The sequence below is a fragment of the Frankia sp. R43 genome (assembly GCF_001306465.1).
In the GTDB taxonomy this organism is placed as follows: Bacteria; Actinomycetota; Actinomycetes; order Frankiales; family Frankiaceae; genus Parafrankia; species Parafrankia irregularis.
Window position 1 is genome coordinate 483656 of sequence record NZ_LFCW01000005.1, and the last position, 23339, is coordinate 506994.

The 23339-nt window shown below is 72.0% G+C and carries 14 protein-coding genes; 2 read left to right on the forward strand and 12 right to left on the reverse strand.

The genetic code is table 11. The annotated features are described in order from the left end of the window. Positions 1-103: 103 nt before the first annotated feature. Positions 104-1522, reverse strand: coding sequence for a pyridoxal-dependent decarboxylase (locus tag ACG83_RS22975; protein WP_054568273.1), 1419 nt, complete (start codon positions 1520-1522; stop codon positions 104-106). Positions 1523-2125: 603 nt separating this feature from the next. Here ACG83_RS22975 and ACG83_RS22980 point away from each other — a divergent pair. After that, positions 2126-3211: an LLM class F420-dependent oxidoreductase gene (locus ACG83_RS22980; protein ID WP_054568274.1), complete on the forward strand. Its 1086-nt coding sequence runs from the start codon at positions 2126-2128 to the stop codon at positions 3209-3211. Here ACG83_RS22980 and ACG83_RS22985 read toward each other — a convergent pair. The 8 genes from ACG83_RS22985 to ACG83_RS42695 form a co-directional block, all read right to left on the reverse strand. Next, complete coding sequence (locus tag ACG83_RS22985; RefSeq protein ID WP_054568593.1) at positions 3201-4388, reverse strand: cytochrome P450; 1188 nt, start codon at positions 4386-4388, stop codon at positions 3201-3203. The two genes, ACG83_RS22980 and ACG83_RS22985, sit on opposite strands and share 11 nt — an antisense overlap. A gap of 332 nt (positions 4389-4720) precedes the next feature. Continuing rightward, positions 4721-4909, reverse strand: a complete 189-nt coding sequence (locus tag ACG83_RS22990) for a ferredoxin (protein WP_054568275.1) — start codon at positions 4907-4909, stop codon at positions 4721-4723. Positions 4910-5092: 183 nt separating this feature from the next. Beyond that, complete coding sequence (locus tag ACG83_RS22995) at positions 5093-6703, reverse strand: FadR/GntR family transcriptional regulator (RefSeq protein WP_054568276.1); 1611 nt, start codon at positions 6701-6703, stop codon at positions 5093-5095. A 229-nt stretch (positions 6704-6932) separates the two neighbouring features. Continuing rightward, the gene (locus ACG83_RS23000) at positions 6933-7592 is read right to left on the reverse strand and encodes an enoyl-CoA hydratase-related protein (protein ID WP_054568277.1); all 660 of its coding nucleotides are present in this window, start codon (positions 7590-7592) and stop codon (positions 6933-6935) included. Between the two features lie 204 nt (positions 7593-7796). Further along, positions 7797-14891, reverse strand: coding sequence for a type I polyketide synthase (locus tag ACG83_RS23005; RefSeq protein WP_235498112.1), 7095 nt, complete (start codon positions 14889-14891; stop codon positions 7797-7799). A 14-nt stretch (positions 14892-14905) separates the two neighbouring features. Then, complete coding sequence (locus tag ACG83_RS23010) at positions 14906-16246, reverse strand: beta-ketoacyl synthase (RefSeq protein ID WP_116437544.1); 1341 nt, start codon at positions 16244-16246, stop codon at positions 14906-14908. A gap of 51 nt (positions 16247-16297) precedes the next feature. Beyond that, a complete protein-coding gene (locus tag ACG83_RS23015; RefSeq protein WP_054568278.1) occupies positions 16298-17047 on the reverse strand; it encodes a response regulator in 750 nt (249 codons plus the stop codon). A gap of 6 nt (positions 17048-17053) precedes the next feature. Continuing rightward, positions 17054-18073 carry a sensor histidine kinase gene (locus ACG83_RS42695; protein WP_161934789.1) on the reverse strand — a complete coding sequence of 340 codons (1020 nt, stop codon included), beginning with the start codon at positions 18071-18073 and terminating at the stop codon, positions 17054-17056. A 914-nt stretch (positions 18074-18987) separates the two neighbouring features. Here ACG83_RS42695 and ACG83_RS23030 point away from each other — a divergent pair. Next, positions 18988-19872: a universal stress protein gene (locus ACG83_RS23030; RefSeq protein ID WP_054568281.1), complete on the forward strand. Its 885-nt coding sequence runs from the start codon at positions 18988-18990 to the stop codon at positions 19870-19872. A gap of 78 nt (positions 19873-19950) precedes the next feature. Here the strand turns inward: ACG83_RS23030 and ACG83_RS23035 are convergent, their stop codons facing one another. The 3 genes from ACG83_RS23035 to ACG83_RS23045 form a co-directional block, all read right to left on the reverse strand. Further along, positions 19951-21258, reverse strand: a complete 1308-nt coding sequence (locus ACG83_RS23035; protein WP_054568282.1) for a VCBS repeat-containing protein — start codon at positions 21256-21258, stop codon at positions 19951-19953. Between the two features lie 160 nt (positions 21259-21418). Beyond that, the gene (gene ppk2, locus ACG83_RS23040; RefSeq protein WP_054568283.1) at positions 21419-22249 is read right to left on the reverse strand and encodes a polyphosphate kinase 2; all 831 of its coding nucleotides are present in this window, start codon (positions 22247-22249) and stop codon (positions 21419-21421) included. A gap of 111 nt (positions 22250-22360) precedes the next feature. Further along, the gene (locus ACG83_RS23045) at positions 22361-23284 is read right to left on the reverse strand and encodes a universal stress protein (protein WP_054568284.1); all 924 of its coding nucleotides are present in this window, start codon (positions 23282-23284) and stop codon (positions 22361-22363) included. Between the last annotated feature and the right edge of the window lie 55 nt (positions 23285-23339).

Consider the following 23339-nt stretch of genomic DNA (forward strand, 5'->3'; position numbering starts at 1 on the left):
TTCGTCATCCTGGCGACCGGATTTCTCAGATCTTGTTCGGCGGCAGGCGGCTGCCTGAAGCTCGGGATCGGCCACACGTGCGGGAGCCACCGACCGGTGGCTTTCATCGGCCGTCGGACATCGTCGCGAGAATCCGGTCGATGTCGTCCGGCGTCGTGCGGGGATTGACGATCGCGAAGCGGGTCACGGTCTCCTCGTTGTGGACGGTGGGGGTGACGAAGCCCAGCCCGCTGCCGAGCAGCCACGTCGTCCAGCGGTGGTAGTCCTCCGCGGACCATCCCAGCCGGCGCAGCACGACGACCGAAAGCTCCGGCTCGCGCACCAGCTCCACATAGGGCAGCTCCCGGATGCGGTCCGCCGCCGCCCGGGCGGTCGCGAGGCAGCCCTCCACGGCCCGGCTGTAGGCACGGGTGCCGTAGGTGGCCAGGGAGAACCAGAACGGCAGGCCGCGTACCCGCCGGGAGAGCCCGATCTGGTAGTCGGACGGGTTCCACGGGCTGTCGCGGTCGAGGACCTCCAGGTAGCCCGCCTGTTGGGCGTGGGCGGCCCGCGCCGCGGCCGGGTCGCGGTAGACCAGCGCGCACGCGTCGAACGGAGCGAACAGCCATTTGTGCGGGTCGACGATGAACGAGTCGGCGTCGCCGACGCCGTCGAAGAGATGGCGGGTCGAGGGGGCGGCGACGCCCGCGAGGCCGTAGGCGCCGTCCACATGCACCCACAGGTCGTGTGGACGGGCAGCGTCGACGATTCCGCGGATGTCGTCGACGACGCCGAACTGGGTGCTGCCCGCGGTGGCGACGACGGCGAACACCTCGGAGTCGCCGCCGGTCCCGGTGGCTGCGCCCTGAGTGCCCAGCAGGCCCGGGCCCCGCGTGCCCAGGGCACCGAGCGCCGCCGCGACCGCCTGGCCGGTCAGCCGTCCGTCGTCGTCGGCCGCGACGAAGACCGCGTCGACATCCATCACCTCGGCGGCCTGCCGCAGGGACGAGTGCGCCTCGGATCCGCACAGGAAGCTCCAGCGGGCCGGCGCGGGCAGGCCCCGGGCGGCGCGCCGGGCCCGCGCCGCGTGCCGCGCGGCCACCAGCGCCGAGAGGTTGCCGATGGTGCCGCCCTGCACGAACGCGCCGCCCGCCTCCGCCGGAAATCCGACCAGTTCGGACAGCCAGCGCAGCGCCTCGTTCTCGGCGTGGACCGCTCCGGCGCCTTCCAGCCAGCTCCCGCCGTAGATGGACGAGGCGCCGACCACCAGATCGAACAGAATCGAAGCGCGCGTCGGCGCGGCGGGGATGAAGGCGAGATTGCGCGGATGGTCAGCCGAAATGCAGGCCCGGGACAAAACCTCGTCAAACACCCGCAGCGCCGCCAGCCCGCCGATGCCGTCCGGGGTAACCGTCGGCCCGGCCCGTTCCGCCAGTTCGGTGGGTGTGGCGCTCCCGTCCAGGGGTACCGGGTCGAGGCTCATCCGCGTCCGCGCGAGATCCACAACCGCCTGTTCGAGGCCAGGAGTGAGTGCTTCGAACATCGGGGAAGAGGAATCGGGCTGGCGCACCCGGCGGAGTCTAGGTGCCGCCCGCGTCATGCCGAAGAGATCAAGCGGTGGGCCCGGCGCGAGTCCCCGCCGGCGGGCGTTTACCTGCCGCGCTGGCGCCGCACCAGGAATCCGCCACCGACAAGGGCGAGGATCGCGACGATCAGACCTGCGCGCTTCATGCGAAACCTCCACGATGAGGGCTTGGTGATCGCCGGCTCCGAGCCGGCTCCCACCGCGTTCAGCCGCCAACATACCGAACACGGAGGCCACCCTCGACACGCCGCGCGGAAGTGAAGAAGTGTTGTCCCGGAACGGGCTTTGTTGCGTGGCCCTGCACCGTTCCACGATGAGATCTCCACTCCGACGACCACAGGTCGACGGCCGCCGCAACCGAAGCCGTCGGTGACCGGTTCACGAACCCCGCGCGCTGGGCCGGTCGGATGCCCCGGGCTGGGCCGGCTGTTACGTTTTCTCCACCGTCTTCTCCACCGTCGGCTCCGGGCGACCGCCAGGCACCGACGGGCCGCCGGATGCTCTGACCTGCGTCGGCGGCAGGTTGAGGATGTGTCGTGGCGGCGTTGAAGGGGGCGGCGAGTGAAGGTCGACGGCACTCTCGGTGGGCTGGCGGACGCCGTGGCGCGGGCCGGCTCCGCCGAGGACGCGGGCTATGACGGAATCTGGGCCGGCGAGGTCAACCAGGACCCTTTTCTGCCGCTCACCCTCGCCGCCCAGACGACGTCCAGGGTGGAGCTGGGAACGTCGATCACGGTCGCCCTGGCGCGTTCTCCAATGTCACTCGCCTATACCGCGAACGATCTGCACCGCTTTTCCGGCGGGCGGCTGCGGCTTGGCCTCGGCTCGCAGGTGCGGGCGCACATCACCCGGCGCTTCTCCATGCCCTGGGGGCGGCCCGCGCCGCAGATGCGGGAATTCGTCCTGGCTATGCGGGCGATCTGGTCGAGCTGGGCCGACGGCACTCCGCTCAGGTTCGAAGGTGAGTACTACCGGCACACGCTGATGCCGCCGGCCTTCGTGTCACCGGCGCACCCGTTCGGGCCGCCGCCGGTTTTCCTGGCCGGGGTCGGGGATGCCATGACCCAGGTCGCCGGTGAAGTGGCGGACGGATTTCTGTGCCACTGGTTCACCAGCCCGCGGTGGATCCGCGAGCACACGATTCCGGCGCTGGAGCGGGGCCGCCAGCTCACCGGCCGCACACTCGACGGGTTCGAGATCGTCGCGGGCGGCTTCGTGGCGACCGGAACCGACCAGGAGATAACCGAGGGCGTGCAGAGAATGCGCTCCCAGATCGCCTTCTACGGGTCGACGCCGGCCTACCGGCCGTTGCTGGAGCTGCACGGCTGGGGTGACCTCGGTACCGAGCTCACCGTGCTTTCGAAGCAGAACCGATGGGTGGAGATGGCCGGGCTGATCGACGACCAGGTCGTCGACGCGTTCGGCCTGGTGACCACGCCCGAGGAGCTTCCCCGCCGGCTGGCCGAACGTCTGGGCGGCCTGGTGACCAGGGTGGCCTTCACGCCACCGGCATCCTTCGGCCCGGAGCGGGTGCGGGAGACGCTCCACGCGATCCGCGCCGTCACGCCCTACTCCCCCGCACCCGGCCCGGCGCCCGAAGCCGCAGCCGAGCCCGAAGCCGCCCGCGAGGCGGCGGTCAGACGATGACGGGCAGCTTCTCGTAGCCGCGCACCGTGCTGGTGTGCAGGCGCACCGCGCGGTCCCGGTCGACCTCCCAGTTCGGGAAGCGGCGCAGCGTCTCCTCCAGCGCGATCCGCCCCTCCATCCGGGCCAGCGCGGCGCCCAGGCAGAAGTGCGGACCGTGGCCGAACGAGACATGGCTGTCGAAGCGGCGCCGGACGTCGTAGCGGTCGGCGTCGGGGTACTTGCGTTCGTCCCGGCCCGCCGAGGCGGTGAGGAGCAGGATCCGCGACCGGGCCGGAATCTCGATGCCGTGCAGGACGACGTCCCGGGTGGTTGTGCGGCCCTGCACCGGCGACGGTGCCTCGTAGCGCAGCGTCTCCTCCACGGCGTTCGCCAGTCCGGACGGGTCGGCGGCGAGGTCGGCGCGCTGGTCGGGATGCGACTCCAGCAGGTCGCAGGCCCAGCCGAGCAGCCGGGCGACGGTCTCCGTCCCGGCGGCGACGAGGAGGTTGGTGAAGTCGGTCGCCTCCGCGGTGGTCAGCCGACGGGTCCCCTCCGCCGTGGTGATCTCGGCCTGGGCGAGGCCGGTCATCATGTCGTCGCGCGGCTCGCGGCGCCGGGCCTCGATCTGCTCGGAGAAGTAGGTGTGCAGCTTGATCTGGGCGGCGAAGGAGATGTCGTTGATCATCCCCTTGCCGTCCTCGATGTGGAAGGTCTGGTCGATGGTCCGCCGGATCTCCTCCCGGTCCTCCGGGTTGACCCCGATCAGCTGGGAGATCACCATTGAAGGCAGCTGTGCGGCGAAGTCCTGCACGTAGTCGAACCCACCGCCGCCGACCTGCCGGTCGAGAAGCTCCGCACAGAGCTGGCGAATGTGGCTTTCCAGAGCAGCGACCCGCCGTGGGGTGAACGCACGGGAGACCAGCGCGCGCAGCAGGGTGTGCGCCGGCGGGTCCATGAAGATGATCTGTCCGGTGCTCAGCGGCTCCGGCCCCATGAGCTCGAGGACCGTGCCGTGCGCCGAGCTGTAGGTCGCGGGATCGACGTGGGCCTGGTCGACGTCGGAGTGCCGCGAGAGGGCGTAGAAGTCCAGCTTGTCGTTGCGGTAGACCGGGGCCTCGTCCCGCATCCGCCGCCACACGGGGTAGGGGTCGACATCGACGATCTTGTCAAACGGGTCCCAGTACAGGTCGTCCGTCACGGTCAGCCCTTCCCTCGCCATGCCCGCGCCTTCCAGCCCGAGCGGACAGCCAGTCCGGTCGCTGCGTCAGCCACTCCCGCACCCGTCGGATGCGGACATGCGCCTGCGCGCTGATTCGTCAACCTCTCCTAGCAGATTGACGCGTACACCACTCGACGAGCAACCAAATGCGACCGCCGGTCGCCTGATTGGGCATCTGGGCCAGCCAGCCGGCGCAACACCGGCCTGACCGGCCTGACCGGCCGCCGGGCGGTCCGGGGTGACCGGCCGCCGGGCGGTCCGGGATACAGGAGTCACCCGGCGCCGCCCGGCAGAGAAGTCAGCTGAGACGGTCAGCTGACCGTGATCGCGCGCTCCGGGCAGTTCTCCGCAGCCTCGCGAGCCTTGGCCTCATGAGCCGGGGGAACCTCCGGCACCGCCACTAAGCCGTGGCCCTGCTCGTCAAGCTCGAATACCTCGGGGCAGATATCCCAACAGCGGGCGTGCCCCTGGCAGAGGTCGTGATCGATCGACACCTTCATGGCTGTATCTCCCATCTCGTTACGTCGCTACCCAGCCGGCCCATCGCGTGGGCCGGCACACCGCGTGGGTCAGTCGAACCAACTGAGCTTCTCCATCTCACAGTGCACTGTCACGCGACACCACCGGTCGGAGCCGCCGACGGGAAGGGCTCAACCGAGCCCGCTGCGCCTCACGCCGCACGGTCACCGGACGACGCCAGTCACAGCCGGCGACGGAAAGGGCTCGCTGGTCATCCGGCGCCGCGCCAGCTCGGACGATTCGATGAACGGCGCGTTGGTCTCCAGACACGCGGCCCAGGCCGCGCGGCTCCGGGCCGGGTCGCCCGCCACCAGCGCCGCGACCACCTCCTCGAACAGCCGGACGTTGTCCTGCGCGGTCGCCACCCAGACCTCGTCAACCCCGGTGGTGAGCGCCGCCCCGGTGCCGAGGCGCACCCACTGGAGGATCTCCGCGATCACGGTGAGCGCGGGATTGCCGGTCGCGGTGAAGGCGAGCGCGCTGCCCCGGCCCCAGATGTCGGCGAACCGGGGCATGTCCCGGGTGCAGCTGCCCAGCTCGTCCCGCAGGGTGCACAGCGTGGCCAGTGACTCCTGGTCGATCCTCGACGCGGCGAGCTCCATCATCGCCGGCTCGATGACCGTCATCGCGCGGAAGAAGTCGGCGAGCGTCGTCTGCCGGGCCTCCAGCGCCGTTCCCGCCAGCTGGGCCGCGACCTTCGTCGAGGGATGGCGGATCCGCGGGCCGGAACGGTCCCCCGTCCGCAGCTCGATCAGGCACTCGGTCTCCAGGATGCGCAACGCCTCCCGCAGCGTGGGACGGGAGATGCCGAACTCCTTGGCGAGGTCGGCCAGCGAGGACAGCCGGGCACCGTCGGCGAGACGGCCCTCGGCGATCCGCGCCCTGATCTCGGTCGCGACTGCCATGGCCATCCGCTGCGGTGGCCCGCTGCCCACCGAGCCGCCGCTGCCCACCGAGCCGCTTTGGGCCCGCCACAGCGGGACGACGTCGATCACCTGCCGGCTGCGGCTGCGGCTCACCTGGAGTCTGCTGGTGCTGACCAGATAGTCGCTCCAGGCCTGGCTGGCGCGGGCACCGTCGCGAGCACGCACGGCCCGCAGCAGCTCGCCCTGGCTGGCGACGACGCGGCGGGCCGCCCGCTCGGCCGACGCCAGGTCGGGGGTACCGACCACGGCGTAGACCTGACCTGCGTAGATGTCGCGCAGCACGCCGGTGAACACCGCGATCGAACGGTTGCCCGCCAGGTCGGTGACGGCCTGGTCGAACGCCGCGACCGCGGTGGCGAAGGCGAGTGGATCGCCTTCGGCCGCTCGGGTGTTCTCGTGCAGCGCCGCGACGTGGTCGAGCCCTTCCTGCCCGCAGCGCAGCGCCAGCTGCTCGGCGGCGTGCGGCTCGATGACCAGGCGGGCCTCTTCAAGGTGGGCCAGCGTCGTGCGCCGCAGCTGCAGCAGGAGCGCCACGTACCGGCTGACCGCGGCCAGGCCGGGCCGGCGGATGACCGCGCCACCACCCCGCCCGCGCCGGACCTCCAGCAGCGACTGCGACTCCAGGATCCGCAGTGCTTCGCGCAGCGTCTCCCGGGACACCTCGAAGGCCGCGGTGAGCTCGGCCTCGCGCGGTAGCTGCTGGTCCACGACGAGCTCGCCGCCGAGGATCTGGCGACGCAGGTCCGCCGCGAGGATCTGCGCGATCTTGAGGGGTGGCCGACGGGCCGACACCCGGAAAACGGCTGCTCGCTCGTCGTGGCCGCTGGCCACGCCCGCTTCGTCCGTCAAGAACGCTCGCCGCCCGTCAGCGACGCTGAAACCAAGACCAGCATCCGTTTCTCCTAAGCCTCCCGCATCCTCCCACGCCCCGTGACGCGCTGCGGAAGCTTGGAACCATGCCCGCCGGCAAGCGGTTCCCGGCCAGCGCCAAGCCCCGGACCGGCGCTGGGACCTGGGCCGGGGCTGGACTCTGGGCCGGGGCTGGACTCTGGGCCGGCGTTCAGCCGCGGACCGGCACTCAGCCGTGGCCATGTAGCGCGGCCACCACGGCCGCGTACATGCGGGCCTTGATCGTGCCCAGGGTGTCCCCGGCCTTGCCGGCCTGTGCCTCGGCGATCTCGACGGCCGTCGACCGCACCGCGTCCTCGTCCACTGCCTGGTCGACGATGCCGGCCGTGGCCGCGGCCGTCCCGCCGTAGCGGCGGGCGGTGACCATCGCCTCGTGCGCCGTCTGCGGCGTCAGCCGGGACTGGATGAGCGCGGACATGCCCTCGGTGAACGGAATGTGGATGTCGGCCTCGGGCAGGCACCAGAAGCCACGGTCGGCGCGCATCACCCGGAAGTCGTGCGCCAGCGAGAACATCGCGCCGGCGGCGAACACGTGGCCCTGCAGCGCGGCGACCGTGACCAGGGGCAGGGTCAGCATCCGCGCGAGGAGCCGGTGCACGGAGTCGACGTAGTCCTGGTGTTGCTCGGCGTGCGCGAACAGCCAGTCCAGATCAAGGCCGTTCGAGTAGAACCGGCCCGTCGCGGTGGTCACGAGCGCCCGGGGCCCGTCGGCCTTCTCCAGCTCGTCCAGGGCGGCGTTGACGGAGCTGATCCAGTCGGGATGGAACCGGTTCTCCCCATCGCCGAGATCGAGAACGGCGACGTCGCCGTGGCGCTCCAGAGTGGGCATGTGCGGTCCTCGGCCTTCCGTGCGGGGAGATCGTCAGAGCGGCGGAGCCAGGCCGAGACACCCCCCAGCCCGTTCGGCCCCACAGTGCCGTTGCACAAGAGTGCTGGATAGTGCCGCTCACGAGCACCCGGCCACGCTCGGCCATACCTGGCGACGCCGCTGCCCGCGGCCTCCGTTCCGGCGCCGCCCGCCGCCAGCCTCCCGTCAGCCGGCCCCGTCGAGCGGCAGGTCCGCGTGCTCGGCGAGGCCCGCGGCCAGCGTCGCCAGCGTGTTGTACTTCCAGATGAAGTTCCCCGGCAGGGTGATGCCCAGGTCCGGTTCGAGGCGGGAGCGCAGCTCGAGCGCGAGCAGCGAGTCGAACCCGAGCGAGCGCAGCGGGACGTCCGGGTCGAGGATCTTCGAACCCAGCCGCAGCACGGCCCGGATGTGATCGGTGAGGTAGGTCTCGAACGCCCCGCGCCGCGGGGCACCGGGTGGGGTCGTGCGCAGCTCACCCAGGACGTCCCGCGGCCCGGCCGGCGTGCTCCCCGGTGCCGACGCCGACGCGGGCGCTCCGGGCGGTGCGCCGACCAGGCGGCTGAACAGCGGCAGGGAGCGCCCCGCGGACGGCACCCAGCTTCCGGGGGCCCCGGGGAGCACACCGGTGTGCCGCCGGCCGTGGACCAGCACGGTCCGCAGCGCGGCGAGCCCGGTCGCGGTCGGGATCGTGGCGTAGCCGCGGCCGGCGAAGTCCGTCGCGGCCCCGACCTCGTCCCAGGGCCCCCAGTTGACCGCGTGCGTCGGCAGCCCCTGGGCGTTGCGCCAGTCCGCGAAGCTGTCCAGCCAGGAGTTCGCCGCGGCGTACACCGCCTGGCCGGGATTGCCGAGCAGCGACGACATCGACGAGTACAGGACGAACCAGTCGAGGCGTTCCCCACCGGTCGCCTCGTGCAGGCGCCAGGCGCCGCTCACCTTCGGACGCCAGACGCGGCGTAGCTGGTCGGCGGTCGCCGTGGTCAGCGCCGCGTCGTCGAGCACCATCGCGGCGTGCACGACTCCGCGCAGCCGCCCGCCGTCCGCGGTGGCGGCGGCGACGAGCCGCTCGGCGACTCCGGGGCCGGCGACGTCGCCGAGCACCACCCGCACCGCGTCGTCCCACGGTGCCAGCCGCCCCAGATGCTCCAGGCGGCCGGCGACCTGCTTCGTCGGGGCGGACCGCCCGTTGAGGATGACCCGGCGGGCGCCCTGGGCCACCAGCCAGGCCGCGGTCTCCAGACCGACACCGCCGAACCCGCCGGTGACGATGTAGGAGCCGTCGGCGCGGACCGGCGACGGCGGGCCGCCCGGAAGGGCGACCGTGGTCTGCCCACTGGCGGGCACCGCGAAAACGATCTTGCCGATGTGGCCCGCGCCGGCCATGAGCCGGAAGCCGTCCGTCGCCGCCTCCAGCGGGAAGGTCGTGACCGGCAGCGGGTGCAGGGCACCGGCGGCCAGGGCCGCGCCGACCGCCTGAACCAGCCGGGTGAAACGCTCCGGCTGGTGCCGGCACAGCTCCATCATGTTCACGCTGGCGAAGGTGATGTTCCGCCGGAACGGCAGCAGGCCCAGCGGGGCGTCCGCGAGGATGTCGCGCAGCCCGAGCTCCACGAAGCGGCCGTGCGGCGCCAGGCAGTCCAGGCCCGCCCGGATCGCCGGCCCGGCCAGGGAGTTGAGGACGACGTCCACGCCCCGGCCGCCGGTCGCCGCCCGGGTCTGCTCGGCGAACTCGACCGAACGTGAGTCCATGACCTGGCGGATCCCCATTCCGCGCAGGTAGGCACGCTTCTCCGGCGTGCCGGCGGTGGCGAGTACCTCGGCCCCGATGCCACGGGCGACCGCGATGGCGGCGAGGCCCGTGCCGCCGGTGCCGGCATGGATCAGGACGCTCTCACCGCGCCGCAGCCGCGCTACGTCGTGCAGCGCGTGCCAGGCCGTGAGGTAGGCGATGGGCATCCCCGCGGCGGTCGGCGGGTCGTACCCGTCCGGGATGGGGATGGTGTGGGCGGCCTGGGTGGTCAGGAACGAGCCGAACGCGCCCCCACCGTCGAGGTTGACCGCCATCACGGTGTCGCCGGGGCGCGGCTGGTCGACGCCGGGCCCGACCGCGGTGACCACACCCGCGCATTCGAAGCCGACCGCAGTGGCGGGCAGCGCGCCCAGGGCGATGAGCACATCCCTGAAGTTCAGGCCGGCGGCCTGGACCCGGATCTCCACCTGGCCCGGTCCGGGGGGCGCCGGCTCGGAGCGGACGATCCGCAGCTGGTCCAGATCTCCGTTGCCCGGCGGGCGCAGCACGAACCGGTCCCGGCCGTACGTCGCCACCCGGTGGCCGGCGGCCCGCCGTTCGACGTCGGTCACCGGAGCGGGAACCACGCGGGCGACGAAGCGGACACCGGCCCGCAGTGCGACCTCGTCATCCGGGCTGTCCGCGAGCAGCTCCCGGACGATCGTCGCCGTGTCCGCGGCCTGGGCGGGCCCGGCGCCCCGGGGGGACCGTGCCCCGGGATCGGCATCGATGTGGACGACCCGCAGTTCGGGGTGCTCGAGGGCGATCACGCGGATCAGCCCGTGCACACCGCCGTGATCGAGGTCCGGTGCGGTGTCCGCGGCCGGGGCGTGCGCGCCGCGGGTCAGCACGTAGAGCCTCGGCGCCGGACCGGTCCGCGCCGTCAGGGACTGGACGACCTGCAGCAGCACGCCGGTGACCCGCTCGGCCTCGGCCGGCCCGGCGACCGTGATCGAGCCCTGGCGCGGGATACCGAGCGCGGCGTCCCGCGTACCGACCGGCCCGGACGTCGCCGGGGAGCCCGCGGGCACCACATCGTCGAGGACGACGAGCACCCGGGCGTGGTGCTCGTCGTCCGGGTGCTCGTCGGCAGGGTGCTCGCGGGCGGCCTCGTCCCGGCCTCCGCTGCCCCGGCTCCCGTCATCCCGGCCCCCGGCGGTGTCGGCACCTGTCAGGCCCGGGAGACCAGGCCCCGCGGGCGGAACCGGCAGGTCCTCGAGGTCCACCTGAGCACCAGCCGCCAGCAGGGCGTCATGCAGGGCGGCGGCGGAGCTCGCGACGCTGCCCAGGAGCCCCCACCGCCCGGCCGGTGCCGGTGCCGGTACGGGCGCGGGAGCTGGAGCAGCAGCTGGAGCCGCTGGCGACGGCGGCGGTGCCGACGCCAGCGGCCCGGGCAGCGCTGCCGGCCCAGAAGGCAGCGCTGCCGGCACGGACGGCTCCCAGGCCAGCGTGTACAGCCATTCCCCGGCTTCGGTTTCCGCTTCCGTTTCGGCCACAGCCGAGGCAGAGGCAGAGGCCGCCGAGGTGCCGCCACCGGGAACGACCTGCTCCAGGAACCGGATCCCCGCCGCGGACACGACCGGCGCACCTGTCGCGTCGAAAACGCGCAGCCCGCCGACGAAGGACTCGGCGGTGGCCTGCTCGATCCATCCATGGCAGTACCGGGCTGCCGCCGGATCCCCGAGAACCCGCAGGCTCGCCACCCGCACCGGGAGAATGAGCCGCCTGGCCCCCGTCCCGTCGAGGAGCCCGGGCACGCAGCCCGTCAGCGCCTGCAGCGCGGCGTCGAGCAGGACGGGGTGGATCCGCAGGCCGTGATCGGCGGCGTCCGCCATCGGCGGCATCGCGATCGCGCCCCAGACACTCCGGTTGTCCGGGGCGACGTGGAGTTCGGTGAGCGCCGTGAAGGCGTCGCCGTACTCGATGCCCCGCTCGCGGAGCCGGTCGTACAGGCGGGTGGGCCCGACGGGCTTCGGGTGCGCGGTCGCGAGCGCCGCCAGCGGGGAATCGGTCGGCGGCGGGCCCGGCGCACGGCCGTGACGCAGGTTGGCGGTCATGTGGCGGGTCCAGGCGCCGTCGGGTCCCCGCGAGTGGATCTCACAGGATGTCTGGCCGGACCCGGTGGCGGCGGTGGTGGTGGTGATCTCCGTGTGGCTGTCGAGATCAAGCAGCTGCAGGAAGGTGACGTCGGTGATCTCGACGTCGGCGGGGCCGGCTTCGAACAGATCGCAGGCCGCCGTCAGCGCGAGCGCGCAGAAGGCGGCCCCGGGCAGCACCGCGCGCCGGTGTACGCGGTGGTCGGCCAGCCACGGAAGGGCCGCGGTCCCGGCGTCTCCTCGCCACAGGTGACGCGGCTGCCCCCCGGGGAGCTCCAGCCGGGTACCCGGAAGCGGAACACCGTCTGTCGTGGGCACAGCGCCCGCCCCCGGCTCCCGCCCCGCGCCACCACCCACACCGGCACCGGAGGCGGAGTGAGAACCGACGCCGGCACCAGCACCGACGCCGGCACCAGCACCGACGCCAGCGCCCAGATCTTCGTCCGGCCTGCCTTCCACCCAGTGCGGCGCACGGTCGAAGGTGAGCGGCGGGACGTCCACCAGCTCCCCATCCGGGTAGAGCGACGACCAGTCGACGGGCACCCCCACGCAGTACGCCGCGGCCAGCTGCGTGCGGAACACGAGCTGGCCGTCCTCGTCCCGCCGCAGCGTCGGCAGCACGGTCGGTTCGCGGGAGCCGCCGGACAGGATGTCACCGACCGACCGCGCGACCACCGGATGCGGGGAGATCTCGACGAACACCCGGTGACCGTCCGCCGCGGCGGCGGCGACCGCGTCCCGCAGCCGCACGGTCCGGCGCAGGTTGTCGCACCAGTAGGCGGCGTCGAACGCCGGAACCTCGCGCGGGTCGTCCAGCACCGTCGTGTAGAAGACCACCCGTGGCACGGCCGGGCGCACCTCGCTCAGGGCCGCCCCGAGGTCCCCGAGCAGCGGGTCGACCTGCGGCGAGTGGGAGGCGACGTCCACCGCGATCGGATGCGCCGGGATGCCGCGGGCGTTCCAGGCCGCGACCAGATCCCCGATCGCCGCCGTCGCGCCGGAGACCACGGTGGATCCGGGGGCCGCCAGCACCGCGACGTCGACGTCGCCACCGGCGCCGGCCGCCACGATCTCCGCCTCGGCCTGTTCCCGGTCAAGGCCGACGGTGGCCATCGCCCCGCTGCCCGCGACCCGGGTGAGCAGCTGGGAGCGCCGGCAGATGACCTGGACGCCCTCGGCGAGGGCCAGCGCGCCCGCGACGACCGCGGCCGCCACCTCGCCCATCGAGTGGCCGATGACCGCGGCGGGCTCGACACCGTGGGCACGCCACAGCGCGGCGAGCCCGACCTGCATCGCGAAGAGAACCGGCTGTATCCGGCCACAGCCGGTGAGTGGCTCCGCGCGGCGTAGCGCCGCCAGCACGGAGAACCCGGCCTCGGCGGCGATCAGGGGCTCGACCTCGGCAAGGGCCGCGGCGAACGCCGGTTCGGTGTCGAGCAGGTCGGCGCCCATGCCCGCCCACTGCGAGCCCTGACCGGAGAACACCCAGACGGTCTGCCTGCGCACCCCGGCGCCGACGGCACCGGACACGACGGATGGTGACACTCCTCCGGCCGCCCAGGCGCGCAGATCGCGGATCAGCTCCGCACGGTCACCGGTGACCACCGCGAGCCTGCCGTGCCCGCGCGAGCGTCGACGGGCCAGCGTGTAGGCGACGTCGTGCAGGTCGTCGAATCCGCCGGTCACGCTGTAGTCACCGGTCACACGGTGCCCGCCGGTCACGCCGCGGTCGCCGGTCGCACTGCGGTCACCGGCCACGCTGTGGTCGCCGTCCGCCAGCCAGGACGCGAGCCGGGTCGCGGCCGCGGGCAGCGCCGCCACCGACCCGGCGCCGACCAGGACGACCTCGGGTCCGGAGGAACGTCCGAGCCTGGCGGAACTACCGCGCCTGGCAGGACTGCCGAGGCTGGAGGAACTGCCGGGCGCGCCCGTCCCGAGGGCGGTCCCGAGGTCGGGCTCAGGTGCCTGTTCGAGCACCACATGCGCGTTCGTGCCGGAGAAGCCGAACGATGACACCGCGGCCAGCCGCCTGGGCGCCGTGTTCGGCCAGGCGGCGAGCTCGGTCGGGACGAAGAACCGCGACCGGGTCGCGTCGATCGCCGGGTTCCACCGGGTGAAGTGCAGGTTGGGTGGAATATGCCCGTGCTGCAGGCACAGCACCGCCTTGATGAGCCCGGCGACACCGGCCGCGGGCTCCAGATGGCCGAGGTTCGTCTTGACCGAGCCGAGGGCACACGGCTGGCCGGCGGCGCCGTACGCCCGCGCGAGCGCCGAGAACTCGATGGGGTCGCCGACCGGAGTTCCCGTCCCGTGGGCCTCCACGTAGCCGACGTCGGCGGGCTCGACCCCGGCGCGGCGCAGGGCCGCGTTGGCGACCTCGTACTGGGCCTCGGCGGACGGAGCGGTCAGGCCGTCGGTCCGGCCGTCCTGGTTGACCGCGGAGCCACGGATCACGGCCAGCACCCGGTCACCGTCACGGCGCGCGTCGGCCAGCCGCCGCAGGACCACGAGTCCGCAGCCCTCGCCCCGGACGAACCCGTCGGCGGCGGCGTCGAAGGTGTGGCAGCGGGCGGTCGGCGACAGCATTCCCATCCGGACGAAGGACTTCGTGACCCGGGGCCAGAGCATCAGGGCCACGCCGCCGGCGAGCGCGACGTCGCATTCCTCGGATCGCAGGCTCTGGCAGGCGAGGTGCACCGCGACCAGCGACGACGAGCAGGCCGTGTCGATCGAGATGTTGGGACCGCGCAGCCCCAGCAGGTAGGAGATCCGGCCGCCCGCGACGGAGATCCCGTTCGTGAGCACGGATCCCTCCAGTTCCCGCGGATGTCCGGCGAGGTGGTCCATGTAGTCGGTGTAGCTGAGGCCGGTGAACACGCCGGTCGGGCTCGAGCCGAGGGTGTCCGCGGGCCGGCCCGCGTGGTCGAGGGCTTCCCAGGCGACCTCCAGCAGCAGCCGGTGCTGTGGGTCCAGGACGGCCGCCTCCCGCTCGGAGACGCCGAAGAAGCCGGCATCGAAGCCGGCGACGTCGTCGAGATAGCCGCCCTGGCGGGGTACCTTCCTGCCCGCCGCGGTCAGGACCGGGTCGGCGAAGGCGTGGCGCGCCCACCGGTCCGCGGGCGGCTCACCGACGGCGTCGCGCCCCTGCGCCAGCAGCCGCCACAACGCCGCCGGGGAATCCGCCCCGCCCGGCAGCCGGCACCCCATTCCGATCACCGCGATGGCGGTCCGGTCGCTGTCCAGGCCGCTGGCCCGGTCGGTGTCCAGGCCACCGGCCCGGTCGGTGTCCAGGCCACCGGCCCGGTCGGTGTCCAGGCCACCGGCCCGGTCGGTGTCCAGGCCACCGGCGCGGTCGGTGTCCGGCATGTACTCCCGGTGGTTCCGCACAGTTGTCGTCATCGCTGCCACCCCCGTCAGCAGGCGTCGGCGGAACTCATCAGGACGACGCTCTTCAGGCCGCCTATCTGATAGGTGAAGCTGAGCGCGTGGTCGAAGTCCAGCGGGCGGGGCCGGGTGCCCGGAATCGGGTCGAAGCTCAGGAAGTCGACGGGCTGCTCACAGTTGGCCGTGGGGCATACCTGGCTCTTCTCCATCATGAGCAGGGTCAGCGCCAGGCCCAGGTTTCCCGACTGCGCCCCGCTGTGCCCGAAACACGCCTCCTGGGAACTCAGCAGAACGGCGGGAACCGCCGGTCCGTACAGCTCCCGGATGGCATTCGACTCGGTCATGGTGACGTTCATGTCGCCGTCGCTGCCCCCGTTGACGTACGGAATCTGGTCGACGCTCCAGCGGTCCCCCAGGCAGCTGCGCACCGCGGCGACCAGGGCGGCGCCGGAGTCGTCCAGGGACAGCGGGCTGGCCAGGCCGTCCCGGGTCGTCGCCTGCGCGAGCAGTTGCCCGTAGATGTGGGCGCCGCGCTGCTCGGCATGCTGACGGCTTTCCAGCACCACCGTCACCGAGCCCTCACCGAAGTTGACGCAGTCGGCCCGGACGTCGTAAGGCCGCATCGGTCGGTCCATCGACGGCAGGGTCTCGGGCAGCGTGTCCGCACCTGGTTGTGGCCCGCCGCGCTTCGCCGCGAACAGGAGGCGCTGCGCGTTGCGCATGATGTCCATGCTGAAGGCGTCGACGCCGGTCACCACGGCGACGTCCACCTCACCGGTCGCAATCATGCGAAGTGCGATCCCCAGCTGGACTGTGGAGGACGAGCAGCCGCAGGAGACGGTGAAGCTCGGCCCGGTGGAACGCGCCAGTGACGCCTGCAGCAAGGTCACGTCATACGACGTGATCCCGAGCTGAGCACGGATGAACAGCGCCGTCGCCGCCGTCGCCGCCATCTGTTCGGGTTCGGCGTCCCGCAGGGCGATATAGGGATCGATATTGTCGTCGAGCCCTCCCCGGCCGACGAGCACCGCAGCCTCGGTCAGGTCACCGGCCCGGAAGTCGAGTTTTCCGTCCGCACACGCCTCGGCAAAGGAGACCAGCCCGAACCGGTGGGCGCGGGTCAGCCCGGACGTGTAGAGCGAGGGAAGCTCCGGAAACCGTTCGTCGAACATCGCCTCGGTCAGATCGACCCGGCCATGATAGATGCCGCCGCTCACGATGCAGGAGCGTCCGTTCGCGGCGACATCCCAGATCTCCTCCGCAGTGAACAGCGGCGCCGCCGCCGTTCCTCCGGGGAGGCAGAAACCCATTCCGGTGACCAGGACGTCCCGCGCACCGCGTTCTGGACGTCGCACACCTGCTTCAGCCATTCGAACCATCCACATCGCGCCGTGGCTCTCGTCTCGGCCACCTTTCCGTGGTCACCGGAATCTGTCGCGGTTTAGGTCATACTGGTCACCGACGGGATGACGGGTGCGCCCCCGCCACTGATAGAGGTGTTCCGGCCGCCCAGGCCGGCCATATCGCTGGGTGCGAACAACCATCCGCTGCCCGGCCAGCCATTCCAGGTAACGGCGTGCCGTGACGCGGGACAGCCCGAGCAGCCCGGCGGCCTGGTCGGCCGAGACTGGTGCCGCCGCCTCCCCGAGATAGTCGACGACCGTGTTCAGGGTCGTCACGGAGAGGCCTTTGGGCAGTTCCGCACCGGGGGTGCTGTGGGACCGGAGCACGGCCAGCGCGGTGTCCACCTCGTGCTGGCTCAGGCGTGCGGTGGCGGCGGCATCGAAGTGGCTCCGGAAAGCCGCGTACCGTTCGAGCCGGGCTCGGAACGCGGCGAAGCCGAACGGCTTGACGAGGTAAAGCAGAACGCCGAGTGACACCGCCGCGCGGACGGTCGCGACGTCCCGGGCCGCGGTGACCGCGATGATGTCGGGGTTCGCGCCACGCGAGCGCAGGACCCGGCACACCTCCAGACCGCTGATGTCGGGAAGGCTCAGGTCGAGCAGGACGAGGTCATGCCGACCACCGGTCGCCTCCCACAGCGAGCCCGCACCGGTGTGCGCCACACCGCTCACCACGAAACCCCGGATCCTCCCGATGTAGGCGCTGTAGGCACCCGCGACGAGCGGATCGTCCTCGACGATCAGCGTGCGGATAGGCGGCCGCGCCATCGCCGTCTACCCGCCCGGCGGGGCAGGCGCACCACCGGGCGCGGCCAGGCTCACCGTGAAGACGGCGCCCCGTTCCCGGCCGACGTGTACCTGGCCGCCGTGTCTGGTCACGATCTGCCGGACCAGCGCGAGCCCGAGCCCACGGCGCAGCGCCCCGACGGCTCGGGCCGGCTTGGTCGTCCAGCCCGCACCGAAGGCGTCGGCGACGGTGTCGGGATCAAGGCCCGGGCCGCTGTCCGCCACCCGGATCAGCAGGCCGGTGGCATCCGCGCGGATGGTGAGGTCGACCTGCCGCGACGCTGCCGGTTCCCCGACGGCATGGCCCGTGCCCAGCACGGCGTCCATCGCGTTGTCCACGAGGTTCCCCACCAGGGTCACCAGGTCGACCGGGTCGATGTCGAACGCCTCGTAGCGGGTGTCCTCGGTGATGCGCAGGTCGACTCCCCGGTCACGGGCCTCGGCCAGTTTGCTCACCAGCAGGGCCGAGAGCACGGGTTCGTCGATCGCCAGCACCACCCGCTCGGCCTCCCGCTGGACGACCACACTGCCGGCCGCGGCGAACGCGAGATCGACAGCCTGCGCGTATCGCTCGAGCTGCACGAGAGTGACGACCGTGTGCAGCCTGTTCGCCGCCTCATGCAGCTGCGCGCGCAGCTCCGCCACCAGCCCCAGGGCGACGTCCAGCCGGCAGGAAAGCGTGTGCGTGTCGGTGACGTCCCGCAGCGTGGCGACCCTGAGCCCCTCGCCGCCCGGGTGGAGTGTTCCCGCCGGTCTCTCGCCGAGGCACCCTGGCGCGCTCAGACGCCACTCGACTGCCAGAAGGCGACCCCCGACCGGCATTACCTCCGCACCCAGCCGGTGCCGGAAACCGAGCACCCGTGCGACTTCAGGGTCAAGTTCCAGCTCGTCGACCTGGCGGCCCTCGATGTTCGGCGGTAGACCGAGCAGACGACCTGCTTCATTATTTATCACGGCTATATGATCCACCCCATCGACGATCAGAATCCCGTCCGGGGCGATACTCACGACCGCATCTCGGAATTCACACCATCGACTCGCCTCGGCTCTCGGCAGGCCACCGCTCAGCCCGCACCAGCGCCTGTTCTCAAGCATTTGCCTCCCCCAACAGCACATGATGGACGACGGCAGACACCGGAGCAGCCGCGGCACCATCACCCGTCGACGGCCGGCCGAGCAGCCCGGGAAGACGCGTGAGGATCTGGACCGATAGCCGCGAGTGAACGTGGGCGCCACCGGCCAACCACGGCCAGCGCCATTTCCCCAAGGTGACAGGGTCCGAACCAAAATCCGACCAGGGCGCCCCGGAAAACCTGATCCACAACCACAGAAACGACCGGGAAATGATCACAAACGCAGCTCCGGACCCGGTCGCGACACGGCCACGCACCGACGATCACAAGGAAAACCGCCGTAGCCGACCACCGCCGCCACACACATCTACCGACAACCGCCCCGGCAGTCAATCCTTGGCGCGAGGTAGCCGTCGAGAGAACACAGCCGCGCCGTCACGAGAGGTCCGATTAGCCGCGAATCCGAAGAAGGCGCGGCAGTACGTACGCCTCCGTACACCACAGGCCCGACAGCCCGGACTCGTCACGCACGGGCGCTCACCATGAATGCACACGCATCCCGCACGGTCCACCGCCCCGCACGACACCGAAAAAACGCCACCGACAAAGCGGCAAGGCCGGTTTATCGCAGCGCAGCCAGGGCCGTCAGCCCCGTAGGCCGAAGGACTGGGCGCGGGGGCCGAAGGACCGCCGCCGCGATCACCCTTCGTCGGTTTCCCCAGCACGCCCCCAGGTCGCAGGCTGGCACCAGCACCTTCCGGCCCACCCGGACAGGTGCGCAGCGCACGCCGGATAGGGCAGGCACGCCGGATGGGGCAGCGCCCGCAGGATGGATGGAGGAGGACCACGGTGAGCACCGAACACCGCCGCGAGATCCTGGTCGGCATCGACGGCTCCGATGGTTCGGCGGCCGCACTGCGCTGGGCCTACGAGACGGCCCAGATCGAGAAGCGGCCGGTCACCGCACTGCTGGGGTGGACCGCCGACGGTCTGCCCCGGTCTGTCTACGAGGCCGCGGTCGCGGCGAACCACCAAGCTCTCACCGAGGCGGCCGCCGAGCAGCTCGAGCGGACGATCGCCCGGATACCCGCCCCGGTCCCCCCGGTCGAGGTGCGAAAGCTCGTCGTGAACCAGGACCCGGTGGAAGCCCTCGTCTCGGCGGCCAAGAACGCCGAGATGACCGTGGTCGGGCAGCGCGGCGCCGGGCTGGTCCACCGCATCCTGGCCGGCTCCGTCGCCCACCGGCTCCTGCATCATTCGTCCGGCCCCGTCGTCGTGGTCCGCGGCACACCGCCGGACACCGGTAACGCACCCGACCGCAGGCCGATCATCGTCGGCGTCGACGGCTCCGAGCCGTCCCAGGCGGCGGTGCGCTGGGCCGCCGCGCGGGCGCAGGAGCGGGGTGTCGCCCTGCACCTCGTGAACGGCTACCGCATCGACGTCACGACCTTCGGCGTGCCCGTGCCCGATTTCTACCCATCGCTGCGCACCGGGTCCGAGCAGCTGCTCAAAGACGTGGCGACGGCCGATCTCGATGACGAGAGCGCCGTCCAGGTCAGCCTGGAGGCCGTCGACGACTCCGCGTCACACGCGCTCCTGCAGGCCGCCGAGCAGGCCCAGCTGCTGGTCGTCGGTACGCGGGGGCGCGGCGGGTTCGCCGAGCTGGTACTCGGCTCCACCGCGCACCAGTGCGTGCTGCACGCGGCCTGCCCGGTGGCGGTCATCCACGCCTGAGACGGGCGGAGGCGCCCTGTCCGAGGTGCCCCCGGCCGGATGCACACCATGCCGGATGCACACCCTGCCGGTGACGCCCTAACAGGAGTCCCGGGCGTCGCCGGCAGCTCCGCCTCCGCCCCCACCCCCGCCGCCCGCGGTGCCTGCGGCCACGGTCCCCAGCAGCACCGTCACCGTGCTGCCACGCCCGTTGGCGACGATCACATCGGAATGGCCGTCACCGCGAAGGTCGTCCACCTCCACCGTGGACGGGCCCGGGCCGGCGAGGTGGAGCAGCGGTGGTCCGAGGGTGCCGTCGCCGTTGCCGAGCAGGATCGACAGCGTCGAGTCCGAGGCGTTGCCGACCGCCACATCGGCGATGCCGTCGCCCGAGAAGTCACCCGTGTCCACCGCCGACGGCCCCGGGCCGGACAGGTACGGCCGCGCCGGCTGGAACGTACCGTCACCGTTTCCCAGCAGCACCGACACCGTGCCGTCACCGGCATTGGCAACGATCAGATCCAGGTTGCCGGCGTCGCCGCCGCTGACCTTGCCTCTGCCTGCGCCGCCCCTGCCCTCGTCGTCGCCCTGGTCGTCGCCCGCGTCACGCAGGACGGCCGCCGCCAGGTCCGTCGGGCCCGGGCCGGTGAGGTACGGCCGCGGTGGCTGCAAGGTGCCGTCACCGTTGCCCAGCAGCACTGACACGGTGGCGTCGCCGAGGTTCACGACGGCGATGTCGATGATCCCATCCCCGTTGAAGTCACCGGAATCCAACGACGACGGCGCCGACCCGGCCAGCTGCGGCACCGGTGGGCCGAAGGTCCCGTCGCCCCGGCCCAGCAGCACCGACACCGTGCCGCTGTACTGGTCCGCGACGGCCACGTCAGGAACGCTGTCGCCGTTGAAATCGTCCACCGACAGCGAGGACGGGCCGGGCCCGGCCGGGTAGGGCACCGGCAGGCCGAGGGTTCCGTCCCCGTTTCCCAGCAGCACCGACACCAGGCCGCTGGACGAATCAGCGACGATCACATCGAGAACGCCGATGCCCCGCAGATCCTCGATCGACACATCGGACGGACCCGACCCGGCCGGGTAGGGCACCGGCGGGCCGAAGGTCCCGTCCCCACGGCCCAGCAGCACCGACACCGTGCCGTCGGCGATGTTGACGGCGGCGAGGCTCTGCCGGCCGTCACCGGTGAGGTCCCCCGCGGCGACCGACACCGGCCCGTGCCCGCTGAGGTAGTACTCCGGCAGCGCGAACAGCCCGCTGTGCGGCGCGCCTCCGGAAGGCGCGGACGGGGCAGCCGGGGCTGCCTGGGCCGGCGGGGCGGCACCGACCGGCGCCGCGAGCGTCGCCGTCATGACCAGCCCGGCGGCGGATCGCCGGCCCGCGGACCACAGTCTCATCCGTCCCCGCATCCCTACCTGTGCCGGCGGGCCCCAGACAGCCCCAGGGATGCCACCCTTCGCATCCACTGATGCGCAGATAGTGACCGATGGCGTCGCCGAACAACCGCAGCGACACCCCGACGCCGCACATGCCCCCTCGACGGCGGCTATCAGGGGATCAGTCGACGACGTAGCGGCGCGGGACCCAGGTCTGGCTGTCGATCGGCGGGCGCTTGTAGGCACGCTGCTGGCGGTGCGGCAGCTTCACCTCGGGGTAGTGGACCGGCTCGTACGGGACCATCGACAGCAGATGGCTGATGAGGTTCAGCCGCGCGCTGCGCTTGTCGTCCGCGTCGACCACGTACCAGGGCGCCTGCCGGATGTCCGTGTACGCGAACATCTCGTCCTTGGCCTCGGCGTAGTCGACCCAGTGGGCGCGGGCCTGCAGGTCGAGATCGGAGAGTTTCCACCGCTTCTCCGGATTCCGGATCCGGTCGGTGAAGCGGCGCTCCTGCTCCTCGTCGCTCAACGACAGCCAGTACTTGACCAGGGTGATTCCCGAACGGACCAACGCGCGTTCAAGCTGCGGGCAGGTCCGCAGGAACTCGTCGTATTCCTCGTCCGTACAGAAACCCATGACCCGTTCCACCCCGGCCCGGTTGTACCAGCTTCGATCGAAGAAGACGATCTCGCCGGCCGACGGCAGATGGGTGATGTATCGCTGGAAGTACCACTGGGACCGTTCCCGCTCGGTCGGCGTGCCCAGGGCGACCACCCGGTAGTGCCGTGGGTTGAGCCGCTCGGTCAGCCGCTTGATGGTCCCGCCCTTGCCGGAGGTGTCCCGGCCCTCCATCACGACCACGAGGCGGCCGCCGGTGACGACGAGCCACTCCTGCATCCGCACCAGCTCGGTCTGCAGCCGGACGAGCTCCTTCTCGTACGCGGCCTTGGACAGCCGAGCAGGTGCGGTGTCGACGGCCTCCGGGGCCGCCTCCGGCCGGTCAGGCACAGTGCGCCTCCAGTTTCGGTGGACGTCCGAGGTCAGTGAGCCCTTTCGGCTAGCGAAAAGATCACACAAGGCGACCAAGACTTCCACCTGACGGGGCTCAGGGTCCAGCGCTCAGCCTCCTGCGGCCTCGTCGTGGACGACGGCCACCGGGCACGCCGCGTGCAGCAGGCACTGATGACTGACCGAGCCGAGCAGCAGATCGGCGAAGCCGCCGTGGCCGCGGCGCCCGACGACGAGCAGCTGCGCCAGCTCCGCCTCGTGCAGCAGGGCGACGCTGGGCGCGTCCGGGGCGACGACGGTGTCGACCGCCACCTCGGCGGCGCTGGCGAGCCCCTTGCCGACCGTCTCGTCCAGCATCGCCTGGGCCCGTCGCAGCAGGTCCACCTGCCCGCTGATCATCAGCTCCGGGTACAGCGGATCCGTGCGGCCCAGCGCGAACACGACCCGCAGGGGCGCCCGCCGCAGGGCCGCCGCCTGGGCGGCCCAGCGCAGCGCGCCCACGGAGTTCCCCGAACCGTCGACGCCGACCACGACCGGCCTGCGCTGGCTGTCGGGCCGGTCGGCGTCAGGGCGCTGGCCGTTCGGACGCTGGCCGTCGGGGCGCTGCGTGGTTCGTCCCCTGACGACGACCACGGGGACCTGGACGTGATTGACGACGGTCTGCGCCACCGAGCCCGCCAGGACCCGGGTGATGGGCCCATGGCCGTGCGATCCGACGACGATCATCTCGGCGCCGGGTGCGTTCTCCTCCAGCGCGACCGCGGGTGCCGCCTCGACCAGCATCGGGTGCACCTCGACGCCCTTGGCGTCGGCGCGTTCGATGGCCTGGTCCAGCGCCGCGACGGCCGAGGCCTCGAGTTCGGCGTGGTCGGCCCGGCCGGCCCGGCGGTGCAGCTCCCGTGGTAATCCGTCCGTGCCCCAGGCCAGCAGTGCGGTCACCGGCCGCCGGCGCAGCCGCGCCTCACGGAAAGCCCAGCGCAGAGCTTCTTCGGAGCCGGTGGATCCGTCCACACCGACAAGAATTGTTCTGTCCATTTCCGGCCACCTTTTTGTTGCTGAGGCGAAATTGACAGTTCAAATTTCGCATCAT